Below are 20,061 nucleotides of genomic sequence, written 5' to 3'. Positions count from 1 at the left end.
GACCGGTGCCGGACGGCACAGCGGCCAGCGTAAGGGAGGCGGCAGCGCTTCGTGCGTCGAAAGCCGAAGGATCACTCTGTCGTAGGAACAAGCGAAGGAAACTGATGTGGAATACGTGATCCTTGCCGTAGTCATCGCCGTGATCGCCATCGGCGCGATCGCGGGCCTCGTCGTTTCCGGCAGACGACGCCAGCAGCTGCCCCCGAAGTCGCAGGCGCCGGTCATCACGGCGCCGAAGACCACCCCGCAGGAGCCTCAGGTCGGCGAGGAGGCCGCGCCGCCGACCGAGGAGCCGCGCCGCACCGTCGAGGAGGTGCCGCTTCCGGAGGTCCCTGAGGTCGTCGGGGCCCCCGAGGCTCCCGAGGTCGTCGAGGTCGAGGCTCCGGCCGAGGCCGAGGTGGCGCCCGCCATCGAGGTCCCCGAGCCCACCGCCGGCCGGCTGGTCCGGCTGCGCTCCCGGCTCTCCCGCTCGCAGAACTCGCTCGGCAAGGGCCTGCTCTCGCTGCTCTCCCGCGAGCACCTGGACGAGGACACCTGGGAGGAGATCGAGGAGACCCTGCTCACCGCGGACGTCGGCGTCGCTCCGACCCAGGAGCTGGTCGAGCGGCTGCGCACCCGGGTGAAGGTGCTCGGCACCCGTACCCCGGACGAGCTGCGCGGCCTGCTGCGCGAGGAGCTGGTCGAGCTGATCGGCAAGGACGCCGACCGCACCGTCCGCTCCACGAAGCACGAGGAGGGCCCGGCCGTGGTCCTGGTCGTCGGCGTCAACGGCGTCGGCAAGACCACCACCACCGGCAAGCTGGCCCGGGTGCTGGTCGCCGACGGCCGCAAGGTGGTGCTCGGCGCGGCCGACACCTTCCGGGCCGCCGCCGCGGACCAGCTGCAGACCTGGGGCGAGCGGGTCGGTGCGCGCACCGTGCGCGGCCCGGAGGGCGGCGACCCGGCCTCGATCGCCTTCGACGCGGTCAAGGAGGGCATCGCCGAGGGCGCGGACACCGTGCTGATCGACACCGCCGGCCGACTGCACACCAAGACCGGCCTGATGGACGAGCTGGGCAAGGTCAAGCGGGTCGTCGAGAAGCACGGCCCGGTAGACGAGGTGCTGCTGGTGCTGGACGCCACCACCGGCCAGAACGGCCTGATCCAGGCCCGGGTGTTCGCCGAGGTGGTGAACATCACCGGCATCGTGCTGACCAAGCTGGACGGCACCGCCAAGGGCGGCATCGTGGTCGCGGTGCAGCGCGAGCTGGGCGTGCCGGTCAAGCTGATCGGTCTGGGCGAGGGCGCGGACGACCTGGCGCCGTTCGAGCCGGGTGCGTTCGTGGACGCGCTGATCGGGGACTGACCGGGTTCTTCCCCGCCGGTGAGGGTCCGCTCCTTCGGGGGCGGGCCCTTTCGCATGCCGGGATGTCGATCTTCCCGGGGCGCCTCCTACGAGGCGATCCAGACGGGCTCGGCGGTGCGCTCGCGGCTGCGGTGGCAGGCGTAGGCGAGGGTGCCGAGCAGCAGCCGGGCCTCGGGCGGGCAGCCTGCGTTGTCGCGGGTGGGGCGGCGCAGCCAGCGGACCGGGCCGAGCTCGCCGAGGACGGTGGGCGGGGCGGCGACGTAGCTGCCCTCGCCGTGGCAGGCGAGGTCGAGCGCGGCGTCGTCCCAGCCCATCCGGTACAGCAGGTCGGGCAGGCGGCGGGCGGTGCCGGCGGCGACCAGGAACTGCATCCGGCCGGTGGGCGGGGCGAGCACCGGGCCGACCTGGGTGCCCATCCGCTCCAGCCGGACCAGCGCCTGGAGGCCGGCCTGCTCGGGGACGTCCAGCACGTCGAAGGCGCGGCCGGTGGGAAGCAGCACCGAGCCCTCGGCGCCGGCGGTGGTCCGGTCCGCGGTGCCCGGCGCGGGGTGCAGGCCGGGTGCGGCGCAGCGGTGGGAGCCGCAGGGACAGCGGGTCGGGGCGGTGGCGCCGGTGCCCGGGGTGCCGGTGGCGACCGCCCAGCCCCAGCGGCCGGTGTACTCCGCGGCGGCCTGGGACGCGGTGACCTTGGTGCGGCGGCGCGCGCCCAGCGGTGCCAGCCGCAGGTGCCCCAGTCGAAGTTCGCCGAACAGGTTGTCCATGCCTCCCCCAACAGGTTCTCGTTGCCGATGGTTACGGGATGGTGACTGTGTGTTGATTGTCCGTCGCGTGGTGCGTGGTGCGGTGGCGGCGCGCAGCGCTTGGCGTGCGCCTGTTGCGATGGTGTGCCTCGGGCGCCGCCTTGTGGGGGCGGCGTCGATGCCGGATCGTCGGGTGCGTGAGGCGGTTGCCGTCCCGAGTGGACGGCGAAATCGCTTGCGACTGCGGTGGATTGCCGGGTCTGCCGGGTCTTCCGGGGTTGGCCGGGGGACTTGGCGGCCCGCATATGCCGGACCGTCGCGACTACCTAGTGAAGCGTGTGCCCCCAGGCTTCGGTTCACTCCTGGGGGTGGCGAAAGGTGGCGTTTCGCCAGGGCCGCTCCCACGGGTGCCCCGGGGGGCACTACGTTCAGCACACGGACGTCGCCGGGGTTCCTGCTCCGGGCCGTCGGGGAACGGGAGTTGGGGATCTGACGAACCGTCTACGACGATGGCACACCAGTACGACGAGGCGGTACGCAACACCTCGGGCACGGCACGTCTGGCAAGAGCCCGCAACCGTCGGGCGGTCACGATCGGGGCCCCGCAGGGGCCGGGCGGGATGGGGACGTTCCCATGGCAGAGAAGCAACCCAACGAGAAGCTGACCACGTGGTTCGCCCGCAGCGGCTGGTCCAAGGGTGAGTTGGCCCGCCAGGTCAACCGCCGGGCCCGGCAGATCGGCGCCCACCACGTGTCCACCGACACCTCCCGGGTGCGTCGCTGGCTCGACGGCGAGCAGCCCCGGGAGCCGATCCCCAAGATCATGTCGGAGCTGTTCTCGGAGCGCTTCGGCTCGGTGGTCTCGATCGAGGACCTCGGCCTGCGCGCCGCGATCCCGGTCTCCACCGTCGGCGGCGGCGTCGACCTGCCGTGGAGCGCCCCGCAGACCGTTCAGCTGATCAGCGACTACTCCCGCAGCGACCTGATGCTCAACCGCCGGGGCTTCCTCGGCACCTCGCTCGCGCTGACCGCCGGCGCCGCGCTGATCGAGCCGATGCAGCGCTGGCTCGCCCCCGGCCCGACCGGCGTTCCCACCCCGATCCTGACCGCGGCAAACGGCGGCGAGGCCTTCACCGGCCGGCTCTCCGAGCCCGAACTGGAACTGCTGGAGCAGACCACGGTCATGTTCCGCCAGTGGGACGCCCAGAACGGCGGCGGGCTGCGCCGCAAGGCCGTGGTCGGCCAGCTCCACGAGGTCACCGACCTGCTCCAGGAGACGTACAACGAGGACACCACCAAGCGGCTGTTCCGGCTCACCGCCGAACTCGCCCACCTGGCCGGCTGGATGTCCTACGACGTAGGGATGCACCCGAGCGCGCAGAAGTACTACGTGCTGGCCCTGCACGCGGCCAAGGAGGCCGGCGACCGCCCGTTCGGCGCGCTGATCCTCACCGACATGAGCCGCCAGATGATCCACCTCAACCGGGGCGAGGACGCCCTGGAGCTGATCCACCTGGCGCAGTACGGCAGCCGCGACACTGCCACCCCGCGCCAGCAGTCCCTGCTGTTCGCGATGGAGGCGCGCGCCTACGCCACCATCGGCGAGGTCAACCGCTGCGCCCGGGCGATCCGGCTGGCCGAGGACACCTTCACCGACATCCGCGAGGGGGACGGCGACCCGGACTGGCTGAAGTTCTTCTCGCCGGCCGAGCTGAACGCCGAGAACGCCCACTCGTACCGCGACCTGGCGTACCACTCGGACAACGCCCAGCTGTACGCCTCGCTGTCGGCGCCGGTGATGGAGCGCGCGGTCGACCTGTTCCGCCAGGACGAGGACCACGTGCGCTCGTACGCCTTCAACCTGATCGGCATGGCCAGCGTGCACCTGCTGCAGAAGGAGGCCGAGGAGGCCGTCCGGTACGCCGAGCAGGCGGTGGACATCGCGACCAAGGTGCGGTCGGAGCGGCTGAACTCCCGGGTCCGCAAGACCACGGAGGCGGCGTCCGCCCGGTTCCAGGGCGTGGACGCGGTGAGCCGGCTCAAGGAGCGGGTGGTTCAGGACATCCCGGAGTTCGTCTCGGTGGTCTGAGCGACCACGGGGCGAGGACTCCACCGACCGTGACGGCCGCCGCCGTCACGGTCGGTGGCATTTCCGGCGACGGACCGTGCGGTGCGGCGGCACGGTAGCCCATCCGGCCCAGTGGCGGGGCCGCGGTTCACGCGCTCGTAACCCGCGCGTCGCACGCGTCACGGCCGCGAAACAACCGGTCGCACTGGCCGAAACCAGCTTTCGGCACTCTCCTCTTCATCGCCGCCACCCCGGGTGGGCACGGGACAGGTACCCGGGGGTGGAGCGGCTTTCACGCAGAGGAGACGCCGATGCCGGACGGCTTCAGCGCGGGCGACACCGCTTTCGTGCTCATCAGTGCGGCCCTGGTCATGGTGATGACCCCGGGCCTGGCCTTCTTCTACGGGGGCATGGTCAGGGCCAAGAGCACGCTGAACATGCTGGCGATGAGCTTCCTCTCGCTCGGCATCGTCAGCGTGCTCTGGGTCCTCTACGGCTACTCGCTCAGCTTCGGGCCGGATGCCTTCGCCGGACTCATCGGCAACCTGGACTTCCTCGGGATGCGCGGCATCGGGCTGAACGAGCTGACCGGGTCGATCCCGGTGACGGCCTTCGCCGTCTTCCAGCTGATGTTCGCGATCATCACCCCGGCACTGATCAGCGGTGCCATCGCGGACCGGGCCAAGTTCTCCGCCTGGGGCCTGTTCATCGCGCTCTGGGTGACGGTGGTCTACTTCCCGGTCGCGCACTGGGTGTTCTTCGTGGACAACGGCAACGGCGGCTGGCTGGGCGACAGAAACGGCGTGATCGACTTCGCCGGCGGGACGGCCGTGCACATCAACGCCGGTGTCGCGGGCCTCGCGCTCTGCCTGGTGCTGGGCAAGCGGGTCGGCTTCAAGAAGGACCCGATGCGCCCGCACAGCCTGCCGCTGGTGATGCTCGGCTCCGGGCTGCTCTGGTTCGGCTGGTTCGGCTTCAACGCGGGCTCGGCGCTGGCCGCCAACGGCGTGGCCGCGATGGCGATGGTGAACACCCAGGTCGCCACCGGCGCGGCGCTGGTCGGCTGGCTGGTCTTCGAGAAGCTGAAGCACGGCGCGTTCACCACGCTGGGCGCCGCCTCCGGCGCGGTGGCCGGGCTGGTCGCGATCACCCCGGCCTGCGGTTCGGTCAGCCCGCTCGGCGCGGTGGCGATCGGCCTGATCGCGGGCGCGGTCTGCGCCGCCGCCGTCTCGCTCAAGTACCGCTGGGGCTTCGACGACTCGCTCGACGTGGTGGGCGTGCACGCGGTGGGCGGGGCGATCGGCTCGCTGCTGATCGGCCTGTTCGCCACCGGCGGGGTCGGCCAGACCGCCAAGGGCCTGTTCTACGGCGGCGGGCTGGGCCAGCTCGGCAAGCAGGCGATGGGCGTGGCGGTGGTCGCGGCGTACTCCTTCGTGCTGTCCTGGCTGCTGGCCAAGGCGGTCGACAAGCTGGTCGGCTTCCGGGTCGCCGAGGAGGTCGAGGTGGCCGGCATCGACCAGGCCGAACACGCCGAGTCGGCCTACGATTTCAGCGCCGTCGGTGCGGGCCTGGCCCGGGCGCTCCCGTCCCTGGGCCTCGGCTCCGCGCCCGGCGGGAAGCCCGAAGAGAAGCCTGCCGGGGCCGCCGGGAAGTCCGTTGAGAAGTCCGCCGAGAAGACCGAGGTCGACGCCCGATGAAGCTCATCACCGCCGTGATCAAGCCGTACCGCCTGGACGAGGTGAAGGCCGCCCTGCAGGCCTTCGGGGTCCACGGCCTGACCGTCACCGAGGCCAGCGGCTACGGCCGACAGCGCGGCCACACCGAGGTCTACCGGGGCGCCGAGTACACCGTGGACCTGGTACCGAAGATCAGGATCGAGGTCCTGGCCGAGGACGAGGACGCCGACGACCTGATCGACGTCCTGGTGAAGGCCGCCCGGACCGGGAAGATCGGCGACGGCAAGGTGTGGAGCATCCCGGTCGACACCGCCGTCCGGGTCCGCACCGGCGAACGCGGACCCGATGCCCTGTGAGGCACTGAGCGATCCGGCGGGCCCGCCCCTTCACGGGGCGCGGGTCCGCCGGTCGGCGTACCGGCGCCCGGACCCTCGCCGCGGCCGTACGGGCGTCCAGGATCAACCCGCACGACGGACGGGACCCCGCGCATGACCATCGAGACCAGCCCCTCCTTCGGCCCCTCGGACCCTTCTGACCCCTCGGACCACGCCGCGGCCCGGGCCGCGCTGCTCGACCGGCCCGGGCTGACCGGCCGCCCGCGCCGCGCCGCGCTCGCCCGGCTCACCGACGACTGGCTGGCCGGACTGCTCGCCGCCGCCGGCGCCCCGTCGTCCGGCGTCGCGCTGGTCGCCGTCGGCGGCTACGGCCGGGGCGAGCTGTCCCCGCGCAGCGACCTGGACGTCCTCCTGCTGCACGACGGCCCGATCGCCGCCGAACTGCCCGAGCGGATCTGGTACCCGGTCTGGGACGCGGGCGCCAAGCTCGACCACTCGGTGCGCACCCCCGCGGAGGCCCGGGCGGTGGCCGCCGCCGACCTCAAGGCCCAGCTCGGCCTGCTCGACGCCCGCCACCTCGCCGGGGACGGGGCGCTCACCGCCGCGCTGCGCTCCGCGGTGCTCACCGACTGGCGCGCGAGCGCCCCCGCGCGCCTGCCCGAGCTGCGCGAGCTGGGCCGGGAGCGGGCCGAACGGCACGGCGAACTGTCCTTCCTGCTGGAGCCCGACCTGAAGGAGGCCCGCGGCGGCCTGCGCGACCTCGTCGCGCTCGACGCCGTCGCCGCGACCTGGCTCGCCGACGCGCCCCGGGACGGCCTGGAGGCCGCCGCGCTGCGGCTCGCCGACGTCCGCGACGCGCTGCACCTGGCCACCGGCCGGGCAACCGAACGGCTCAGCCTCCAGGACCAGGACCAGGTCGCCGAGCGGCTCGGCGTGCTGGACGCCGACACCCTGCTGCGCCAGGTCTACGAGGCCGCCCGGACCGTCGCCTACGCGAGCGACGTCACCTGGCGGGCTGTGGAGCGGGTGCTCGCCGCCCGGTCCGGCCGGGGCCGCCGGGCCGGCCGGCCGGCCTTCCGGTTCACCGGCGCCGGGCGCGGCACGGGCGCGGTGGCCCGGGGCGCCGTCGCCCGCCGCCCGCTCGCCGAGGGCGTGGTCGAGCAGGACGGCGAGGCGGTGCTCGCCCAGGCCGCCCGCCCGGCCGCCGACCCGGTGCTGCCGCTGCGCGCCGCGGCCGCCGCCGCGCAGAACGGGCTGACCGTCTCGTACGCGACGGTGCGCCGGCTGGCCACCGAGTGCCGGCCGCTGCCGGTGCCCTGGCCGGACGAGGCCCGCGAGCAGCTGGTGACCCTGCTGGGGGCGGGGGAGGCGGCCGTCCCGGTCTGGGAGGCGCTGGAGGCGGAGGGGCTGGTCACCAGGCTGCTGCCGGACTGGGAGCGGGTGCGCTGCCGACCGCAGCGCAACGCGGTGCACCGCTGGACGGTGGACCGGCACCTGGTGGAGACGGCCGTCCGGGCCGCCGCGATGACCCGCCGGGTGGCCCGGCCGGACCTGCTGCTGGTCGCCGCGCTGCTGCACGACATCGGCAAGGGCTGGCCCGGCGACCACAGCGAGGCCGGCGAGGTGATCGTCCGCGACCTGGCCGCCCGGATGGGCTTCCCCGCCGAGGACACCGAGACCCTGGCGGTGCTGGTCCGCCACCACCTGACCCTGGTCGACACCGCGACCCGGCGCGACCCGGACGACCCGGCCACCGTCGAGGCGATCACCAAGGCGGTCGGCACCCTGCCGGAGCTGGAACTGCTGCACGCGCTCACCGAGGCGGACGCGCTGGCCACCGGTCCGGCGGCGTGGAGCAGCTGGCGGGCCTCGCTGGTGGACGGCCTGGTGGCCCGGGCCGCCGCGCAGCTGGCCGGGGGAGGGTCCGCGCCCGTGGAGGCCGCACCCAGCGCCGAGCAGGAGCGGCTCGCGGTCGAGGCCGCCCGTACCGGCGCCCCCGCGCTGTCGCTGCTGGCCCAGGCCGAGGGGGCGGACCCGGGCAGCGAGCCGATGGGCGTCGAGCTGACCCTCGCCGTCCCGGACCGGCCCGGACTGCTCGGCACGGTGGCCGGCGTACTGGCGCTGCACCGGCTGACCGTCCGCTCGGCGGGCCTGCGCGAGCTGGACCCGATCGGCGCGGGCCCGGTGCTGCTGCTGTCCTGGCGGGTGGCCGCCGAGTTCGGCGAGCTGCCGGAGGCGGCCCGGCTGCGCGCCGACCTGCGCCGGGCGCTGGACGGCTCGCTGGACGTCTCCCGCCGCCTCGCCGAGCGGGACGCCGCCGCCCCGCGCCGCAAGGGCATCCCCACCCCGCCGCCGCTGGTCGCGGTGGCTCCCGCGGTGGCCTCGGCGACCGCGACCGTGCTGGAGGTCCGCGCGCACGACGCCCCCGGGCTGCTGCACCGGATCGGCCGGGCGCTGGACGGGGCGGGCGTCCGGGTGCGCACCGCGCACGTCTCCACGCTGGGCGCGGAGGCCGTCGACTCCTTCTACCTGACCGATCCGGCGGGCCGTCCGCTGACCGCCGGGCGGGCCGGGGAGGTGGCCGCGGCGGTCCGGGCGGCGCTGGGCTGAATCGGCGGGCGCGGGGGCCGCTCCGGGGCCGGTCCCGGAGCGCTCCGGGGGCCTTCCGTACGGGGGTGGAGACCGTACCCGGGGTGGCCGGATACCCTGGGGGACGACGACCGTACCGATACCGATGCCGCAGAGGACCCGCGCCGACGTGTTCGACACCCTTTCCGATCGCCTCGCAGCGACGTTCAAGAACCTCCGGGGCAAGGGCCGCCTGAGCGAGGCGGACATCGACGCCACCGCCCGCGAGATCCGCATCGCGCTGCTGGAGGCGGACGTCGCGCTGCCGGTCGTCCGGGCCTTCATCAAGCAGGTCAAGGAGCGGGCGCTCGGCGCCGAGGTCTCCGGCGCGCTCAACCCGGCGCAGCAGATCATCAAGATCGTCAACGAGGAACTCATCGCGATCCTCGGCGGCGAGACCCGCCGGGTGCGGTTCGCCAAGAGCGGCCCGACGGTCATCATGCTCGCCGGTCTGCAGGGTGCCGGTAAGACCACCCTCGCCGGCAAGCTCGGCCACTGGCTGAAGAAGCAGAAGCACACCCCGCTGCTGGTCGCCTGCGACCTCCAGCGCCCCAACGCGGTCAACCAGCTCCAGGTGGTGGCCGAGCGGGCCGACGTGGCCTTCTACGGCCCGCAGCCGGGCAACGGCGTCGGCGACCCGGTGCAGGTGGCCAAGGACTCGATCGAGTACGCCAAGCAGAAGCAGTACGACGTCGTCATCGTCGACACCGCCGGCCGCCTCGGCATCGACGCCGAGCTGATGCAGCAGGCCGCCGACATCCGCGCCGCGGTCAACCCGGACGAGGTCCTGTTCGTCGTCGACGCGATGATCGGTCAGGACGCGGTCACCACCGCGCAGGCCTTCCTCGACGGCGTCGACTTCACCGGCGTGGTGCTCTCCAAGCTCGACGGCGACGCCCGCGGTGGTGCCGCCCTGTCGGTCGCGCACGTCACCGGCCGGCAGATCATGTTCGCCTCCAACGGCGAGAAGGTCGACGACTTCGACGCCTTCCACCCGGACCGGATGGCCTCGCGCATCCTGGGCATGGGTGACGTCCTCTCGCTGATCGAGAAGGCCGAGCAGACCTTCTCGCAGGCCGAGGCCGAGAAGATCGCCGCCAAGCTGCGCGGCGGCCCGAAGGCGTTCACCCTGGACGACTTCCTGTCGCAGCTGGAGCAGGTCCAGAAGATGGGCTCGATCTCCAAGCTGCTCGGCATGCTGCCCGGCATGGGCCAGATCCGCGAGCAGATCAACAACATCGACGACAAGGACGTCAACCGGGTCGGCGCGATCATCAAGTCGATGACCCCGGCCGAGCGCGCCGAGCCGGAGCTGATCAACGGCTCCCGCCGGGCCCGCATCGCCAAGGGTTCGGGCGTCCAGGTCGGCGAGGTCAAGAACCTGGTCGAGCGGTTCTTCGACGCCCGCAAGATGATGTCCGCGATGGCCTCCGGCAAGGGCATGCCCGGCATGCCGGGGATCCCGGGCATGGGCGGCGGCGCGAAGAAGTCCGCCAAGAAGGCCCCGCAGGCCAAGGGCAAGCGCAAGAGCGGCAACCCGCTGAAGCGCGCGCAGGAGGAGGCCGCGGCCGCCGAGCGTCGCGCGCTCGGCCCGGGCGGCGGCCAGGGTCCGGCCGACGGCGGCGCGTTCGGCCTCGGCGCGGGCAAGGGCCCGGCCGACTTCGAGCTGCCCAAGGAGTTCAAGGACATGCTGTAGTCCTTGGCCCGAGCGTTCGTGACCGACTCCGCTCGGTCCTGATCGGCCCGTCGTCCGGTGGTCTCCGGGCGGCGGGCCGATCGTGTGTCCGACGCGGGGCGTGTCCGGGAACGCCGCCGTGTCCGATGATGGCGGCATGCGAGTGATGATCAGGGCCCCGAGGGCCGAGGACGAGGTTCTGTACGCGGAGGCGGTCCGTCGGTCCGCCGAGCACATCGGGCGGTGGAACCCGGTCGAGCCGGACGGGCTGCCGGAACTGCTGAGTCGCCAGGGCGCGGGCCTGCGCACGTTCCTGATCGTCGACCGGGACACCGGCGGGCTGGTCGGCAAGGTGAACGTCGCCAACATCGTGATGGGCCGGTTCTGCAACGCCACGCTGGGCTACGACTCGTACCTGCCGTACGCCGGCACCGGGCGGATGTCCGAGGGCATGCGGCTGGTCCTGGACCGCTGCTTCGCCCCGCAGTCGGCCGACGGGCTGGGCCTGCACCGGCTGGAGATCAACGTGCAGCCGGAGAACGACCGCTCGATCGCGCTGGCCAAGCGGCTGGGCTTCCGGCACGAGGGCTTCAGCCCGCGGATGCTGTTCCTGCAGGGGGACTGGCGAGACCACGAGCGGTTCGCGCTGACCGCCGAGGAGTGGCCGGGCGCCGCGGGCTGACCGCCGCCGCCACGGCATATCCGCTGGCGGGGGCCTTGGCACGGCCGTACGGCCGGTCGGGGGCGGCGCTGCGGTTGGCCCGTCCGAGCGGCTGTCCGTATCGTCCGGAGGGTGACCGAACCCGTGCCGCCGCGCCAGACCCCCGACCAGCCCTGGCGGTCCGAGGGGGCCCCGCCCCCGCCGCCACCCCGCCGCCGGATGCCCGGCGGCTGGGCGGGCCTCGTCCTCACCGCGCTCGTGGTGTTCCTGATCTCCGACCTGCTGCTGTCGTTCTTCGGCAACGAGGGCGCCACCACGATCTCCTACACCGAGTTCAACAACCAGCTGAACAAGGGCAACATCACCAAGATCTACGCCAAGGGCGACGCGATCGAGGGCACCCTCAAGAGCGCCCAGCCCAAACCCGACGGCGGCAAGGGCGACTACACGGAGTTCGACACCCAGCGCCCCTCCTTCGCGGGCGACAACCTGTGGGCCACCCTGCAGCAGCAGGGCGTCGAGGTCACCGCCACCTCGCCGGTCCAGCAGCGCAGCTTCCTCACCAACCTGCTGCTCTCGCTCGCCCCGATGCTGCTGCTGGTCTTCATCTGGGTGCTGCTCGCCCGCCGGATGTCCGGCGGCCTCGGCGCCGGACCGCTCGGCCGCAAGGCCCCGCCCAAACCGGTCACCGCCGAGCAGGGCAAGCGCACCACCTTCGCCGACGTGGCCGGCATCGACGAGGTCGAGGCCGAACTCACCGAGGTGGTCGACTACTTGAAGAACCCCGAGCGGTACCGCAGGCTCGGCGCCAAGATGCCGCGCGGCGTGCTGCTCAGCGGCCCGCCCGGGACGGGCAAGACCCTGCTGGCCCGGGCCGTGGCCGGCGAGGCGGACGTGCCGTTCTTCTCCGCCTCCGCGTCCGAGTTCATCGAGATGATCGTCGGCGTTGGCGCCAGCCGGGTCCGCGAACTGTTCGCCGAGGCCCGCAAGGTCGCCCCGGCGATCATCTTCATCGACGAGATCGACACCATCGGCCGCCAGCGCGGCGCCGGCGGCGGCATGGGCGGGCACGACGAGCGCGAGCAGACTCTCAACCAGATCCTCACCGAGATGGACGGCTTCACCGGCTCCGAGGGCGTCATCGTGATCGCCGCGACCAACCGGGCCGACGTGCTCGACCCGGCGCTGCTGCGCCCCGGCCGCTTCGACCGCCGGATCACCGTCAGCCCGCCCGACCGGGAGGGCCGCGCGGCCATCCTGCGCATCCACACCCGGACCGTCCCGCTGGCCGGCGACACCGACCTCCACCAGCTGGCCAAGGTCACCCCCGGGATGACCGGCGCCGAACTCGCCAACCTGGTCAACGAGGCCGCCCTGCTGGCCGTCAAGCGGGAGCAGGACGCGGTCAACGGGCGGGACCTCTCGGACGCCCTGGAGAAGGTCCAACTCGGCGCCGTGCGGCCGCTGGTGATGCCGCAGGAGGAGCGCGAGCGAACGGCGTACCACGAGAGCGGGCACGCGCTGCTGGGCATGCTCCAGCCGGGCGCGGACCCGGTCCGCAAGATCACCATCGTGCCGCGCGGCCGCGCCCTCGGCGTCACCCTCTCCACCCCGGAGAACGACCGCTACTCGTACACCGAGCCCTACCTGCGCGGCCGGATCATCGGCGCGCTGGGCGGGATGGCGGCCGAGCAGGTGGTCTACGGGGTGATCACCACCGGCGCGGAGAGCGACCTGGAGCAGGTCACCAACATCGCCCGCGGGATGGCCGGGCGCTGGGGGATGAGCGAGCGGGTCGGCCGGCTCACCGCGGTGCCCTCGGACGCGCAGGGCGCGTACGGGCTCTCGGCGGCGCCGACCACGCTGGACGCGGTGGACGAGGAGGCCCGGCGGATCGTCGCCGAGTGCTACGAGGACGCGGTGCGGATCCTGACCGAGCAACGGGACCGGCTGGACGCGCTGGCGGCGGCGCTGCTGGAGGCGGAGACGCTGGACGAGGAGGCGGCCTACCGGGCGGCCGGGGTCCCGCGGGGGGCGTCCGACCAGGGGGCGTGAACGTAGGGGCCGGGGGCGTCCGACCAGGAGGCGTGAACGCAGGGGCCGGGGGCGCTCGCCGTGGTGGCGGGCGCCCCCGGTTTCGGGTCTTCCTCAGCCCTGTGCGCTCAGCGCGGCCGCTCGGCGACCAGGTAGCGGAAGACGTTCTCCATCCGGACCGAGCCGTCCGGGCGCAGGTACGGCTGGAGCGCCTCCTCCAGCTCCTTGGCCACCAGCGGTGCCCCGGAGAACTCCTCGGCCGCCTCGAACAGCCCGGTGGAGAGCAGGCCCCGCACCGCGCTGTCGAGGTCCGGGTAGGCGAACGGGCAGCCCACCCGGCCGCTGCCGGCCGGACGCAGGCCGACCGGGGCGAGCAGGTCCTCCAGAGCGCCCGGCGCGCTCAGCGCGAACGGGTCGCGTGCGGTGGTCCGCCCCGCCATCCGGCGGGCCGCGTCCAGTACCGGTGCGCTCTCGCAGCGCTCCGGCGGGCCCCAGGCGGCGAGCACCACGTGTCCGCCTGGGAGGGTGAGCCGGGCGGCCTCGGCGACCACCCGGCCCGGATCGGCGGCGCCGGGCAGCTGGTCGAAAACAGTCACCAGCGAATGGGCCGAGCGGGGGACGGCGGCGGTCGGCCGGGCCCCCGCGCACACCCGCAGCCGACGGCCCCGGGCCAGCTCGCGCAGCTCCTCCCGCGGCTCCTGCCCGGCGACCTGGGCGCCCCGTCCGGCGGCGAGCAGCAGGGACAGCCCGGACCGGCAGCCCAGGCCCAGCACGCTGCTCGCCGGGCCGACCTCCAGGCGGTCGTACACCGCCTCGTAGAGCGGCACCAGCATGCGTTCCTGGATCTCCGCCCAGTCGCGCGCCCGCGCGGGCCCGGCGGCCCCCTGCTGCGGGTGGTGCGGTCGTGCGCCGGTCGGTCGTGCGTCCGCTGGTCGTGCGGTCGTGCCGGTCGTCCGAGCTGAAGCCATCGCGGCCTCCCATCCGGTCCTTCGGTGTGCTGCTACGGCTCCCCCAAAGTCCCGCCCCACTCCAGCGAACAGCGGGTCGGGCCCGGCGTCCAGAGGGGTGCAGGGTGGTGCGCGCGTGTCGCGGTCGTGCGCCCCCTGCGGGCGGCGTTCCGCGGCCGCGGATGTGATACCGATTCGAAGTGAGGGCGTCGCTCCCCGTACCATTCCGCCCATGGCTAAGGCACCCGTTCTCACCCCTCAGGCGGAAGACTTTCCCCGCTGGTACCAGGACCTCATCAACAAGGCCGAGCTTGCCGACAACGGTCCGGTGCGAGGCACCATGGTCATCCGACCGTACGGCTACGGCCTGTGGGAGCGGATGCAGCAGGAGATGGACGCTCGCATCAAGAAGGCGGGCGCGCAGAACGCCTACTTCCCGATGTTCATCCCGCAGTCCTACCTGACCAAGGAGGCCGAGCACGTCGAGGGCTTCGCCCCCGAGCTCGCGGTGGTCACCCACGGTGGCGGTAAGCAGCTCGAGGAGCCGGTCGTCGTCCGGCCCACCTCCGAGACCATCATCAACGAGTACTTCTCGAAGTGGGTGCAGAGTCACCGCGACCTGCCGCTGCTGATCAACCAGTGGGCCAACGTGGTCCGTTGGGAGCTTCGCCCGCGCGTCTTCCTGCGCACCACCGAGTTCCTCTGGCAGGAGGGCCACACCGCCCACGCCACCTACGAGGACGCCCGTGAGTACGCGTCGATGATCCACACCCAGGTCTACGGCGACTTCATGACCAACGTGCTCGGCATCGACGTCGTGCTCGGCCGCAAGACCGCCAAGGAGCGCTTCGCCGGCGCCATCAACACCCTCACCCTCGAAGGCATGATGGGTGACGGCAAGGCGCTGCAGATGGGCACCAGCCACGAGCTGGGCCAGAACTTCGCCAAGGCGTTCAACACCACCTACCAGCTGCAGGGCGCCGAGCGCGAGCACGTCTGGCAGACCTCCTGGGGCGTCTCGACCCGCATGGTCGGCGGCCTGATCATGTCCCACGGCGACGACAACGGCCTGCGGGTGCCCCCGCGCCTGGCCGCGGTCCAGGCCGTGGTGCTGGCCATCAAGGGCGACGACGCGGTCATCGCCAAGGTCCGTGAGATCGGCGCCCAGCTGGAGGCCGCCGGCATCCGCGTCGTGGTCGACGACCGCACCGACACCCCGTTCGGCCGCCGTGCCGTCGACTGGGAGCTCAAGGGCGTTCCGCTGCGCATCGAGGTCGGCCCGCGCGACCTGGAGAACGGCACCGCGATGCTGGCCCGCCGCATCCCGGGTGGCAAGGAGCCGGTCTCCATCGACGCCCTGGCCGCGCTGCTGCCGGGCATCCTGGAGGAGGACCAGGCGCTGCTGCTGCGCCAGTCCCGCGAGCGCCGCGAGGCCCGCACCGTCGATGTCAAGACCCTGGACGAGGCCGTCGAGGCCGCCGCGACCGGCTGGGGCCGGATCTCCTGGGCCGACCTCGGCGCGGAGGGCGAGGCCAAGCTGGCCGAGCAGGGCGTCACGGTGCGCTGCATCGTCGCGGCCGACGGCTCGGTGCCGCAGGCGGACGACCAGGACGGCAATATCGCGATCGTGGCGCGTGCGTACTGATGTCTGCCGTCGGCAGGTAATGACCGTTACCGGCGACATTTGCCCGGAATGCGGTTGGGTAAGAATCCGGTAACTCTGCCGGAGGAGTCCGGGAAGCGGACATCCCTACTGGCCGGTCAACTGCCGGTATTAACGGAATAGCGGTACGGTGTACGGCCCGTGGCCCTGTCAACTTCGGCGGATCCACGGGCCGTACGTCCTGGGGGCGACAGCCCGCTCCCGGACGGAATTCACGAGGCCCGCCGGCGTTACGACGGGCCGAAACCGGCAGGGGGTTGGTCTTGCGTCAGATCCGGAACGCGCAATTCGCGCGCAGTCGTGCATTCCTGGGAGTTCCCTGGGAATTCCCGGAGAACGGGAACATGCGGAACATCGGCTCGCCCTGCATCGTTGGTCTAGCGTGAGCACGACACAGCCCCTCGTCCTCGCGGCCGAACTGGCCGCCGCCTGGAGTGACATCCAGGCCTACCACCAGGACCTCCCCGACCTCGCCTCGCCCGAGGCGTTGATCGGTGAGTCCTCCTCGGCCTGTGGCACGCGGCTCGGTTTCGAGCGGCTCCTCCACGAGGCTGCCCACGGTCTGGCCGCGGCCCGGGACATCCGGGACACCTCGCGGGCCGGCCGCTACCACAACCGGCGCTTCCTGATGCTCGCCTCCGAGCTGGGCCTGGCGCACCCGGTCGAGCCGCACGCCAGCAGCGGCTTCTCCCAGGTGACCATGCTCAAGGAGACGCAGGAGCGCTACGCCGAGACCATCGAGCGCCTGGACCGCGCCCTGGGCGCGCACCAGGAAGCGGTGGCCGGCGACGGCACGAACCGCGCCTTCCGCGGGCCGGCCGCCCGGCACGGCTCCTCCGGGGGCGGCGTCCGGGTCAAGGCGGTCTGCGGCTGCGGACGCAACGTCCGGGTCGTGCCGTCGGTGCTCGCGCAGGCGTCCATCGTCTGCGGCGCGTGCCAGCAGCCGTTCAAGATCGCGTAATCCGGGGCCGGGACCGGTCGGCGACTGTGCGGGCAGTCGGCACGGCCGGGGTGATCGGCGTCGGTGACGGTGACATCGGTGACATAGCTGAGTCTGTGGGCTGACCGGGAGCGGGGGCTCCCGGTCGGGCCCTGAGCGGTTGCCACGCGCCTCGGCGTCGCCGCCTGCAGCTCGGCCCCGGGCGCCGCCGCGGGCCCGTCCTGGGCTGCGCGCGCCTGCGCTCGCGCCCTGTCCTGGGCTCCGTTCGCGCCCCGTCCCGGGCAGGTTCGAGCCCTGTCCTGGGCTTCCCCCGTGATGGCCGGGTGAAGAGCGTCCGCGCCGGTATGGCAGAATGGACAGCTGAGTACTCGGCAGCCGGGCAAGGACCCCTCTCTCCTACGGCTGGCGTGTCCCTTGAACGGCCCGCCCCGCAACCCCACGCGGACGGTGAGCTGCTCACCCACGTCAACACCAGGAGAATCCACTCCCGTGGCAGTCAAGATCAAGCTGAAGCGTCTCGGCAAGATTCGCTCCCCGCACTACCGCATCGTCGTCGCCGACGCCCGCACCAAGCGTGACGGTCGCGCGATCGAGGAGATCGGCATCTACCAGCCGACCTACAACCCCTCGAAGATCGAGGTCGACAGCGACCGCGCCCAGTACTGGCTGTCCGTCGGCGCCCAGCCGACCGAGCCGGTGCTCGCCATCCTCAAGCTGACCGGCGACTGGCAGAAGTTCAAGGGCCTGCCGGCTCCGGCGCCGCTGAAGGTCGCCGAGCCGAAGGTCGAGGACTTCTCGCACCTGTTCGCGAAGGCCGTCGCCGGCTTCGAGGACGCCACCACCGGTGTCGCCATCACCCCGAAGGCCAAGAAGTCGGACAAGGCCGAGGCTGAGGCCGACGCCGCCGCCGAGGCCTGATCGTGATCGAGGACGCCCTCGACCATCTGGTGAAGGGCATCGTCGAGCACCCCGACGAGGTGCAGGTGCGCTCGCGCAACCTGCGTCGGGGCAACACCATCGAGGTGCGGGTGCACCCCGATGACCTCGGCAAGGTGATCGGCCGGGGCGGCCGCACGGCGCGCGCACTGCGCACCGTGGTCGGCGCCCTCGGCGGTCGCAACGTCCGGGTCGACCTGGTCGACGTGGACAACATTCGCTGACGCAGCTGCTCGTTCAGCCGTCGGGCTTGAGGCCGACCGGGACGCATGTCGTCCCGGTCGGCCTTTTTTGCTGGCTGTCCCTGCTTTCCAGCTGTCTCTGCTCATCTGTCCCAGCCTTCTCGCTCAGCAACTCCAGGAGAACGATCACCGTGCAGCTCGTCGTCGGCAGGATCGGCCGCGCCCACGGCATCAGGGGGGACGTCAGTGTCGAGGTCCGCACCGACGAGCCGGAACTCCGGCTCGGCCCCGGTGCCGTCCTGCTCACCGACCCCGCCTCGGCCGGACCGCTGACCGTCGAGTCCGGCCGGGTGCACAGCGGCCGACTGCTGCTGCGCTTCGCCGGCGTCAAGGACCGCAACGCGGCGGAGGCGCTGCGGGGCACCCTGCTCATCTCCGAGGTCGACCCGGAGGAGCGTCCGGACGACCCGGAGGAGTACTACGACCACCAGCTGATCGGCCTCGACGTGGTGCTGCTCGACGGCACCCTGGTCGGCGAGCTGACCGAGGTCGTCCACCTGCCGTACCAGGACCTGCTCACGGTGAAGAAGGCCGACGGGACGGAGGTGCTGGTGCCCTTCGTCACCCAGATCGTGCCGACCATCGACCTGGAGAACCAGCGGGCCGTGATCACCCCGCCGGCCGGGCTGATCGACCCCGAACGGGCCGAGGTCGTGGGCAGCGCGTCGGAGGAGCCGGAGGAGTCGGAGTGACCGTCGAGCAGACCCCCCTGAGCGCAGGGCACGGTGCCGGCCAGGACGGCGGGCACGGCGTCGGCCAGGACGTCGGGCAGGAGGCTGGCCAGGGTGTCGGGCAGGACGCCGGCCAGGGTGCTGCTCCGGATGTCCGGTCCGGGATGCGGATCGACGTCGTCTCGATCTTCCCGGAGTACCTGGAACCGCTGAACATCTCGCTGGTCGGCAAGGCCCGGGCCCGCGGCCAGCTGGACGTGCACCTCCACGACCTGCGCGAATGGACCCACGACGTGCACCGCACGGTGGACGACAGCCCGTACGGCGGCGGCCCCGGCATGGTGATGAAGCCCGAGCCGTGGGGCGAGGCGCTGGACGCGGTCCTGGCCGGCGGGCCTGCGGGCGAGGTGCCGACCCTGGTCGTGCCCACCCCGAGCGGGCGCCCGTTCACCCAGGAGCTCGCCCAGGAGCTGGCCGGCCGCCCCTGGCTGGCGTTCACCCCCGCGCGGTACGAGGGCATCGACCGCCGGGTGATCGAGGAGGCGGCCACCCGCATGCCCGTGGTCGAGGCCTCGATCGGCGACTACGTGCTGGCCGGCGGCGAGGTTGCGGTGCTGGTGATGGTCGAGGCGATCGCCCGACTGCTGCCCGGCGTGCTCGGCAACGCCGAGTCCCACCGGGACGACTCCTTCGCCCCCGGTGCGATGGCCGACCTGCTGGAGGGCCCGGTCTACACCAAGCCCGCAGAATGGCGCGGCCGGACCGTGCCGGACGTGCTGCTCAGCGGCAACCACGGCAAGATCGCCCGCTGGCGGCGGGAGCAGGCCTTCGCCCGCACCCTGGCCAACCGGCCCGACCTGGTCGGGCGCTGGCAGTACGGCGCCTTCGACAAGAAGGACCGGGCGGCGCTCAGCGTCCTGGGTCTGGTCTGGGACGAGGAACTCGGCCGATTTCGGTCCGCGGCCGCTGGTGTGGAAGAATAGGCGGCTGCTGTCTGTCGCTGGTTCCCTTCCGTTGGGAGCACGTGGACCGGCGCCCCCGCCACGGGGGGACCGCCGTCAGCCGATGCGGCCCGCAGCAAACCCCATTGTGACGAACTTCCGTGGGCGGCCCGTGGCGCCTGCGATGGAGAGCAACATGAGCAACAAGCTCGCTGCTGTCGACGCGGCCTCGCTGCGCACCGACATCCCGGCCTTCCGCGCCGGTGACACCCTGAAGGTTCACGTCCGGGTCATCGAGGGCAACCGCTCCCGTGTCCAGGTCTTCCAGGGCGTCGTCATCCGTCGCCACGGCGCCGGCGTCGGTGAGACCTTCACCGTTCGCAAGGTCAGCTTCAACGTCGGCGTGGAGCGCACCTTCCCGGTGCACACCCCGGTCGTCGAGAAGATCGAGGTCGTGACCCGCGGTGCGGTTCGCCGCGCCAAGCTGTACTACCTGCGTGACCTCCGCGGCAAGGCCGCGAAGATCAAGGAGAAGCGCGACCGCTGATCCACCGGCCCC

At 72.7% G+C, this 20,061-nt stretch carries 17 protein-coding genes; 15 read left to right on the top strand and 2 right to left on the bottom strand.

The genetic code is table 11. The features are described from left to right. Nucleotides 1-106: 106 nt before the first annotated feature. Nucleotides 107-1,345 (top strand): signal recognition particle-docking protein FtsY, encoded by a 1,239-nt coding sequence (gene ftsY / locus ACIG5E_RS27355; protein WP_396537652.1) that lies wholly within the window; start codon nt 107-109, stop codon nt 1,343-1,345. Between the two features lie 86 nt (nt 1,346-1,431). Here ftsY and ACIG5E_RS27350 read toward each other — a convergent pair whose 3' ends face one another. Beyond that, nucleotides 1,432-2,106, bottom strand: coding sequence for a bifunctional DNA primase/polymerase (locus ACIG5E_RS27350; RefSeq protein ID WP_396537651.1), 675 nt, complete (start codon nt 2,104-2,106; stop codon nt 1,432-1,434). Nucleotides 2,107-2,719: 613 nt separating this feature from the next. Here ACIG5E_RS27350 and ACIG5E_RS27345 point away from each other — a divergent pair. The 7 genes from ACIG5E_RS27345 (at nt 2,720) to ftsH (ending at nt 13,183) form a co-directional block, all read left to right on the top strand. Beyond that, nucleotides 2,720-4,174 carry a tetratricopeptide repeat protein gene (locus ACIG5E_RS27345; protein ID WP_396537649.1) on the top strand — a complete coding sequence of 485 codons (1,455 nt, stop codon included), beginning with the start codon at nt 2,720-2,722 and terminating at the stop codon, nt 4,172-4,174. A gap of 290 nt (nt 4,175-4,464) precedes the next feature. Continuing rightward, the gene (locus tag ACIG5E_RS27340; protein WP_396537648.1) at nt 4,465-5,850 is read left to right on the top strand and encodes an ammonium transporter; all 1,386 of its coding nucleotides are present in this window, start codon (nt 4,465-4,467) and stop codon (nt 5,848-5,850) included. Continuing rightward, the gene (locus tag ACIG5E_RS27335; protein WP_396537646.1) at nt 5,847-6,185 is read left to right on the top strand and encodes a P-II family nitrogen regulator; all 339 of its coding nucleotides are present in this window, start codon (nt 5,847-5,849) and stop codon (nt 6,183-6,185) included. Before ACIG5E_RS27340 ends, ACIG5E_RS27335 begins: the two co-directional genes overlap by 4 nt. 132 nt (nt 6,186-6,317) lie before the next feature. Then, the gene (locus ACIG5E_RS27330; RefSeq protein ID WP_396537644.1) at nt 6,318-8,774 is read left to right on the top strand and encodes a [protein-PII] uridylyltransferase; all 2,457 of its coding nucleotides are present in this window, start codon (nt 6,318-6,320) and stop codon (nt 8,772-8,774) included. A gap of 148 nt (nt 8,775-8,922) precedes the next feature. Then, nucleotides 8,923-10,488: a signal recognition particle protein gene (gene ffh / locus ACIG5E_RS27325; protein ID WP_396537714.1), complete on the top strand. Its 1,566-nt coding sequence runs from the start codon at nt 8,923-8,925 to the stop codon at nt 10,486-10,488. A 136-nt stretch (nt 10,489-10,624) separates the two neighbouring features. Continuing rightward, complete coding sequence (locus ACIG5E_RS27320; RefSeq protein ID WP_396537642.1) at nt 10,625-11,149, top strand: GNAT family N-acetyltransferase; 525 nt, start codon at nt 10,625-10,627, stop codon at nt 11,147-11,149. A gap of 111 nt (nt 11,150-11,260) precedes the next feature. After that, a complete protein-coding gene (ftsH, locus tag ACIG5E_RS27315; RefSeq protein ID WP_396537640.1) occupies nt 11,261-13,183 on the top strand; it encodes an ATP-dependent zinc metalloprotease FtsH in 1,923 nt (640 codons plus the stop codon). Between the two features lie 107 nt (nt 13,184-13,290). Here the strand turns inward: ftsH and ACIG5E_RS27310 are convergent, their stop codons facing one another. Continuing rightward, on the bottom strand, nt 13,291-13,995 hold the full coding sequence (locus ACIG5E_RS27310; protein ID WP_396537639.1) for a class I SAM-dependent methyltransferase: 705 nt from the start codon (nt 13,993-13,995) through the stop codon (nt 13,291-13,293). Between the two features lie 346 nt (nt 13,996-14,341). Here ACIG5E_RS27310 and proS point away from each other — a divergent pair, with 346 nt between their 5' ends. The 7 genes from proS (at nt 14,342) to rplS (ending at nt 20,049) form a co-directional block, all read left to right on the top strand. Then, nucleotides 14,342-15,754, top strand: a complete 1,413-nt coding sequence (proS, locus tag ACIG5E_RS27305) for a proline--tRNA ligase (RefSeq protein WP_396537637.1) — start codon at nt 14,342-14,344, stop codon at nt 15,752-15,754. 400 nt (nt 15,755-16,154) lie between these two features. Beyond that, complete coding sequence (locus tag ACIG5E_RS27300) at nt 16,155-16,733, top strand: hypothetical protein (RefSeq protein WP_188307074.1); 579 nt, start codon at nt 16,155-16,157, stop codon at nt 16,731-16,733. 468 nt (nt 16,734-17,201) lie between these two features. Next, nucleotides 17,202-17,630 (top strand): 30S ribosomal protein S16, encoded by a 429-nt coding sequence (gene rpsP / locus ACIG5E_RS27295; protein ID WP_045700219.1) that lies wholly within the window; start codon nt 17,202-17,204, stop codon nt 17,628-17,630. A 2-nt stretch (nt 17,631-17,632) separates the two neighbouring features. After that, nucleotides 17,633-17,872 carry an RNA-binding protein gene (locus tag ACIG5E_RS27290; RefSeq protein WP_030056773.1) on the top strand — a complete coding sequence of 80 codons (240 nt, stop codon included), beginning with the start codon at nt 17,633-17,635 and terminating at the stop codon, nt 17,870-17,872. A 149-nt stretch (nt 17,873-18,021) separates the two neighbouring features. Next, nucleotides 18,022-18,582 (top strand): ribosome maturation factor RimM, encoded by a 561-nt coding sequence (rimM, locus tag ACIG5E_RS27285; protein ID WP_396537635.1) that lies wholly within the window; start codon nt 18,022-18,024, stop codon nt 18,580-18,582. Between the two features lie 143 nt (nt 18,583-18,725). Beyond that, nucleotides 18,726-19,544, top strand: a complete 819-nt coding sequence (trmD, locus tag ACIG5E_RS27280; protein ID WP_396537712.1) for a tRNA (guanosine(37)-N1)-methyltransferase TrmD — start codon at nt 18,726-18,728, stop codon at nt 19,542-19,544. 154 nt (nt 19,545-19,698) lie between these two features. Then, entirely contained in the window at nt 19,699-20,049 is a 351-nt protein-coding gene (gene rplS / locus ACIG5E_RS27275) for a 50S ribosomal protein L19 (protein ID WP_030243502.1), read from the top strand. The last annotated feature ends 12 nt before the right edge of the window (nt 20,050-20,061 follow it).

The organism is Kitasatospora sp. NPDC053057 (assembly GCF_044546945.1).
Lineage (GTDB): Bacteria > Actinomycetota > Actinomycetes > Streptomycetales > Streptomycetaceae > Kitasatospora.
Note: the sequence above shows the minus strand (reverse complement) of the source record. Positions and strands in the feature narration are given on the sequence as shown.

What these genes read in the sequence shown, in the direction of transcription:
- ACIG5E_RS27345 (WP_396537649.1), top strand. Translation starts at nt 2,720, where the DNA reads ATGGCAGAGAAGCAACCCAACGAGAAGCTGACCACGTGGTTCGCCCGC.
- trmD (WP_396537712.1), top strand. Translation starts at nt 18,726, where the DNA reads ATGCGGATCGACGTCGTCTCGATCTTCCCGGAGTACCTGGAACCGCTG.
- ACIG5E_RS27335 (WP_396537646.1), top strand. Translation starts at nt 5,847, where the DNA reads ATGAAGCTCATCACCGCCGTGATCAAGCCGTACCGCCTGGACGAGGTG.
- ACIG5E_RS27330 (WP_396537644.1), top strand. Translation starts at nt 6,318, where the DNA reads ATGACCATCGAGACCAGCCCCTCCTTCGGCCCCTCGGACCCTTCTGAC.
- rplS (WP_030243502.1), top strand. Translation starts at nt 19,699, where the DNA reads ATGAGCAACAAGCTCGCTGCTGTCGACGCGGCCTCGCTGCGCACCGAC.
- ACIG5E_RS27350 (WP_396537651.1), bottom strand. Translation starts at nt 2,106, where the DNA reads ATGGACAACCTGTTCGGCGAACTTCGACTGGGGCACCTGCGGCTGGCA.
- proS (WP_396537637.1), top strand. Translation starts at nt 14,342, where the DNA reads ATGGCTAAGGCACCCGTTCTCACCCCTCAGGCGGAAGACTTTCCCCGC.
- ACIG5E_RS27310 (WP_396537639.1), bottom strand. Translation starts at nt 13,995, where the DNA reads ATGCTGGTGCCGCTCTACGAGGCGGTGTACGACCGCCTGGAGGTCGGC.
- ACIG5E_RS27340 (WP_396537648.1), top strand. Translation starts at nt 4,465, where the DNA reads ATGCCGGACGGCTTCAGCGCGGGCGACACCGCTTTCGTGCTCATCAGT.
- ACIG5E_RS27320 (WP_396537642.1), top strand. Translation starts at nt 10,625, where the DNA reads ATGCGAGTGATGATCAGGGCCCCGAGGGCCGAGGACGAGGTTCTGTAC.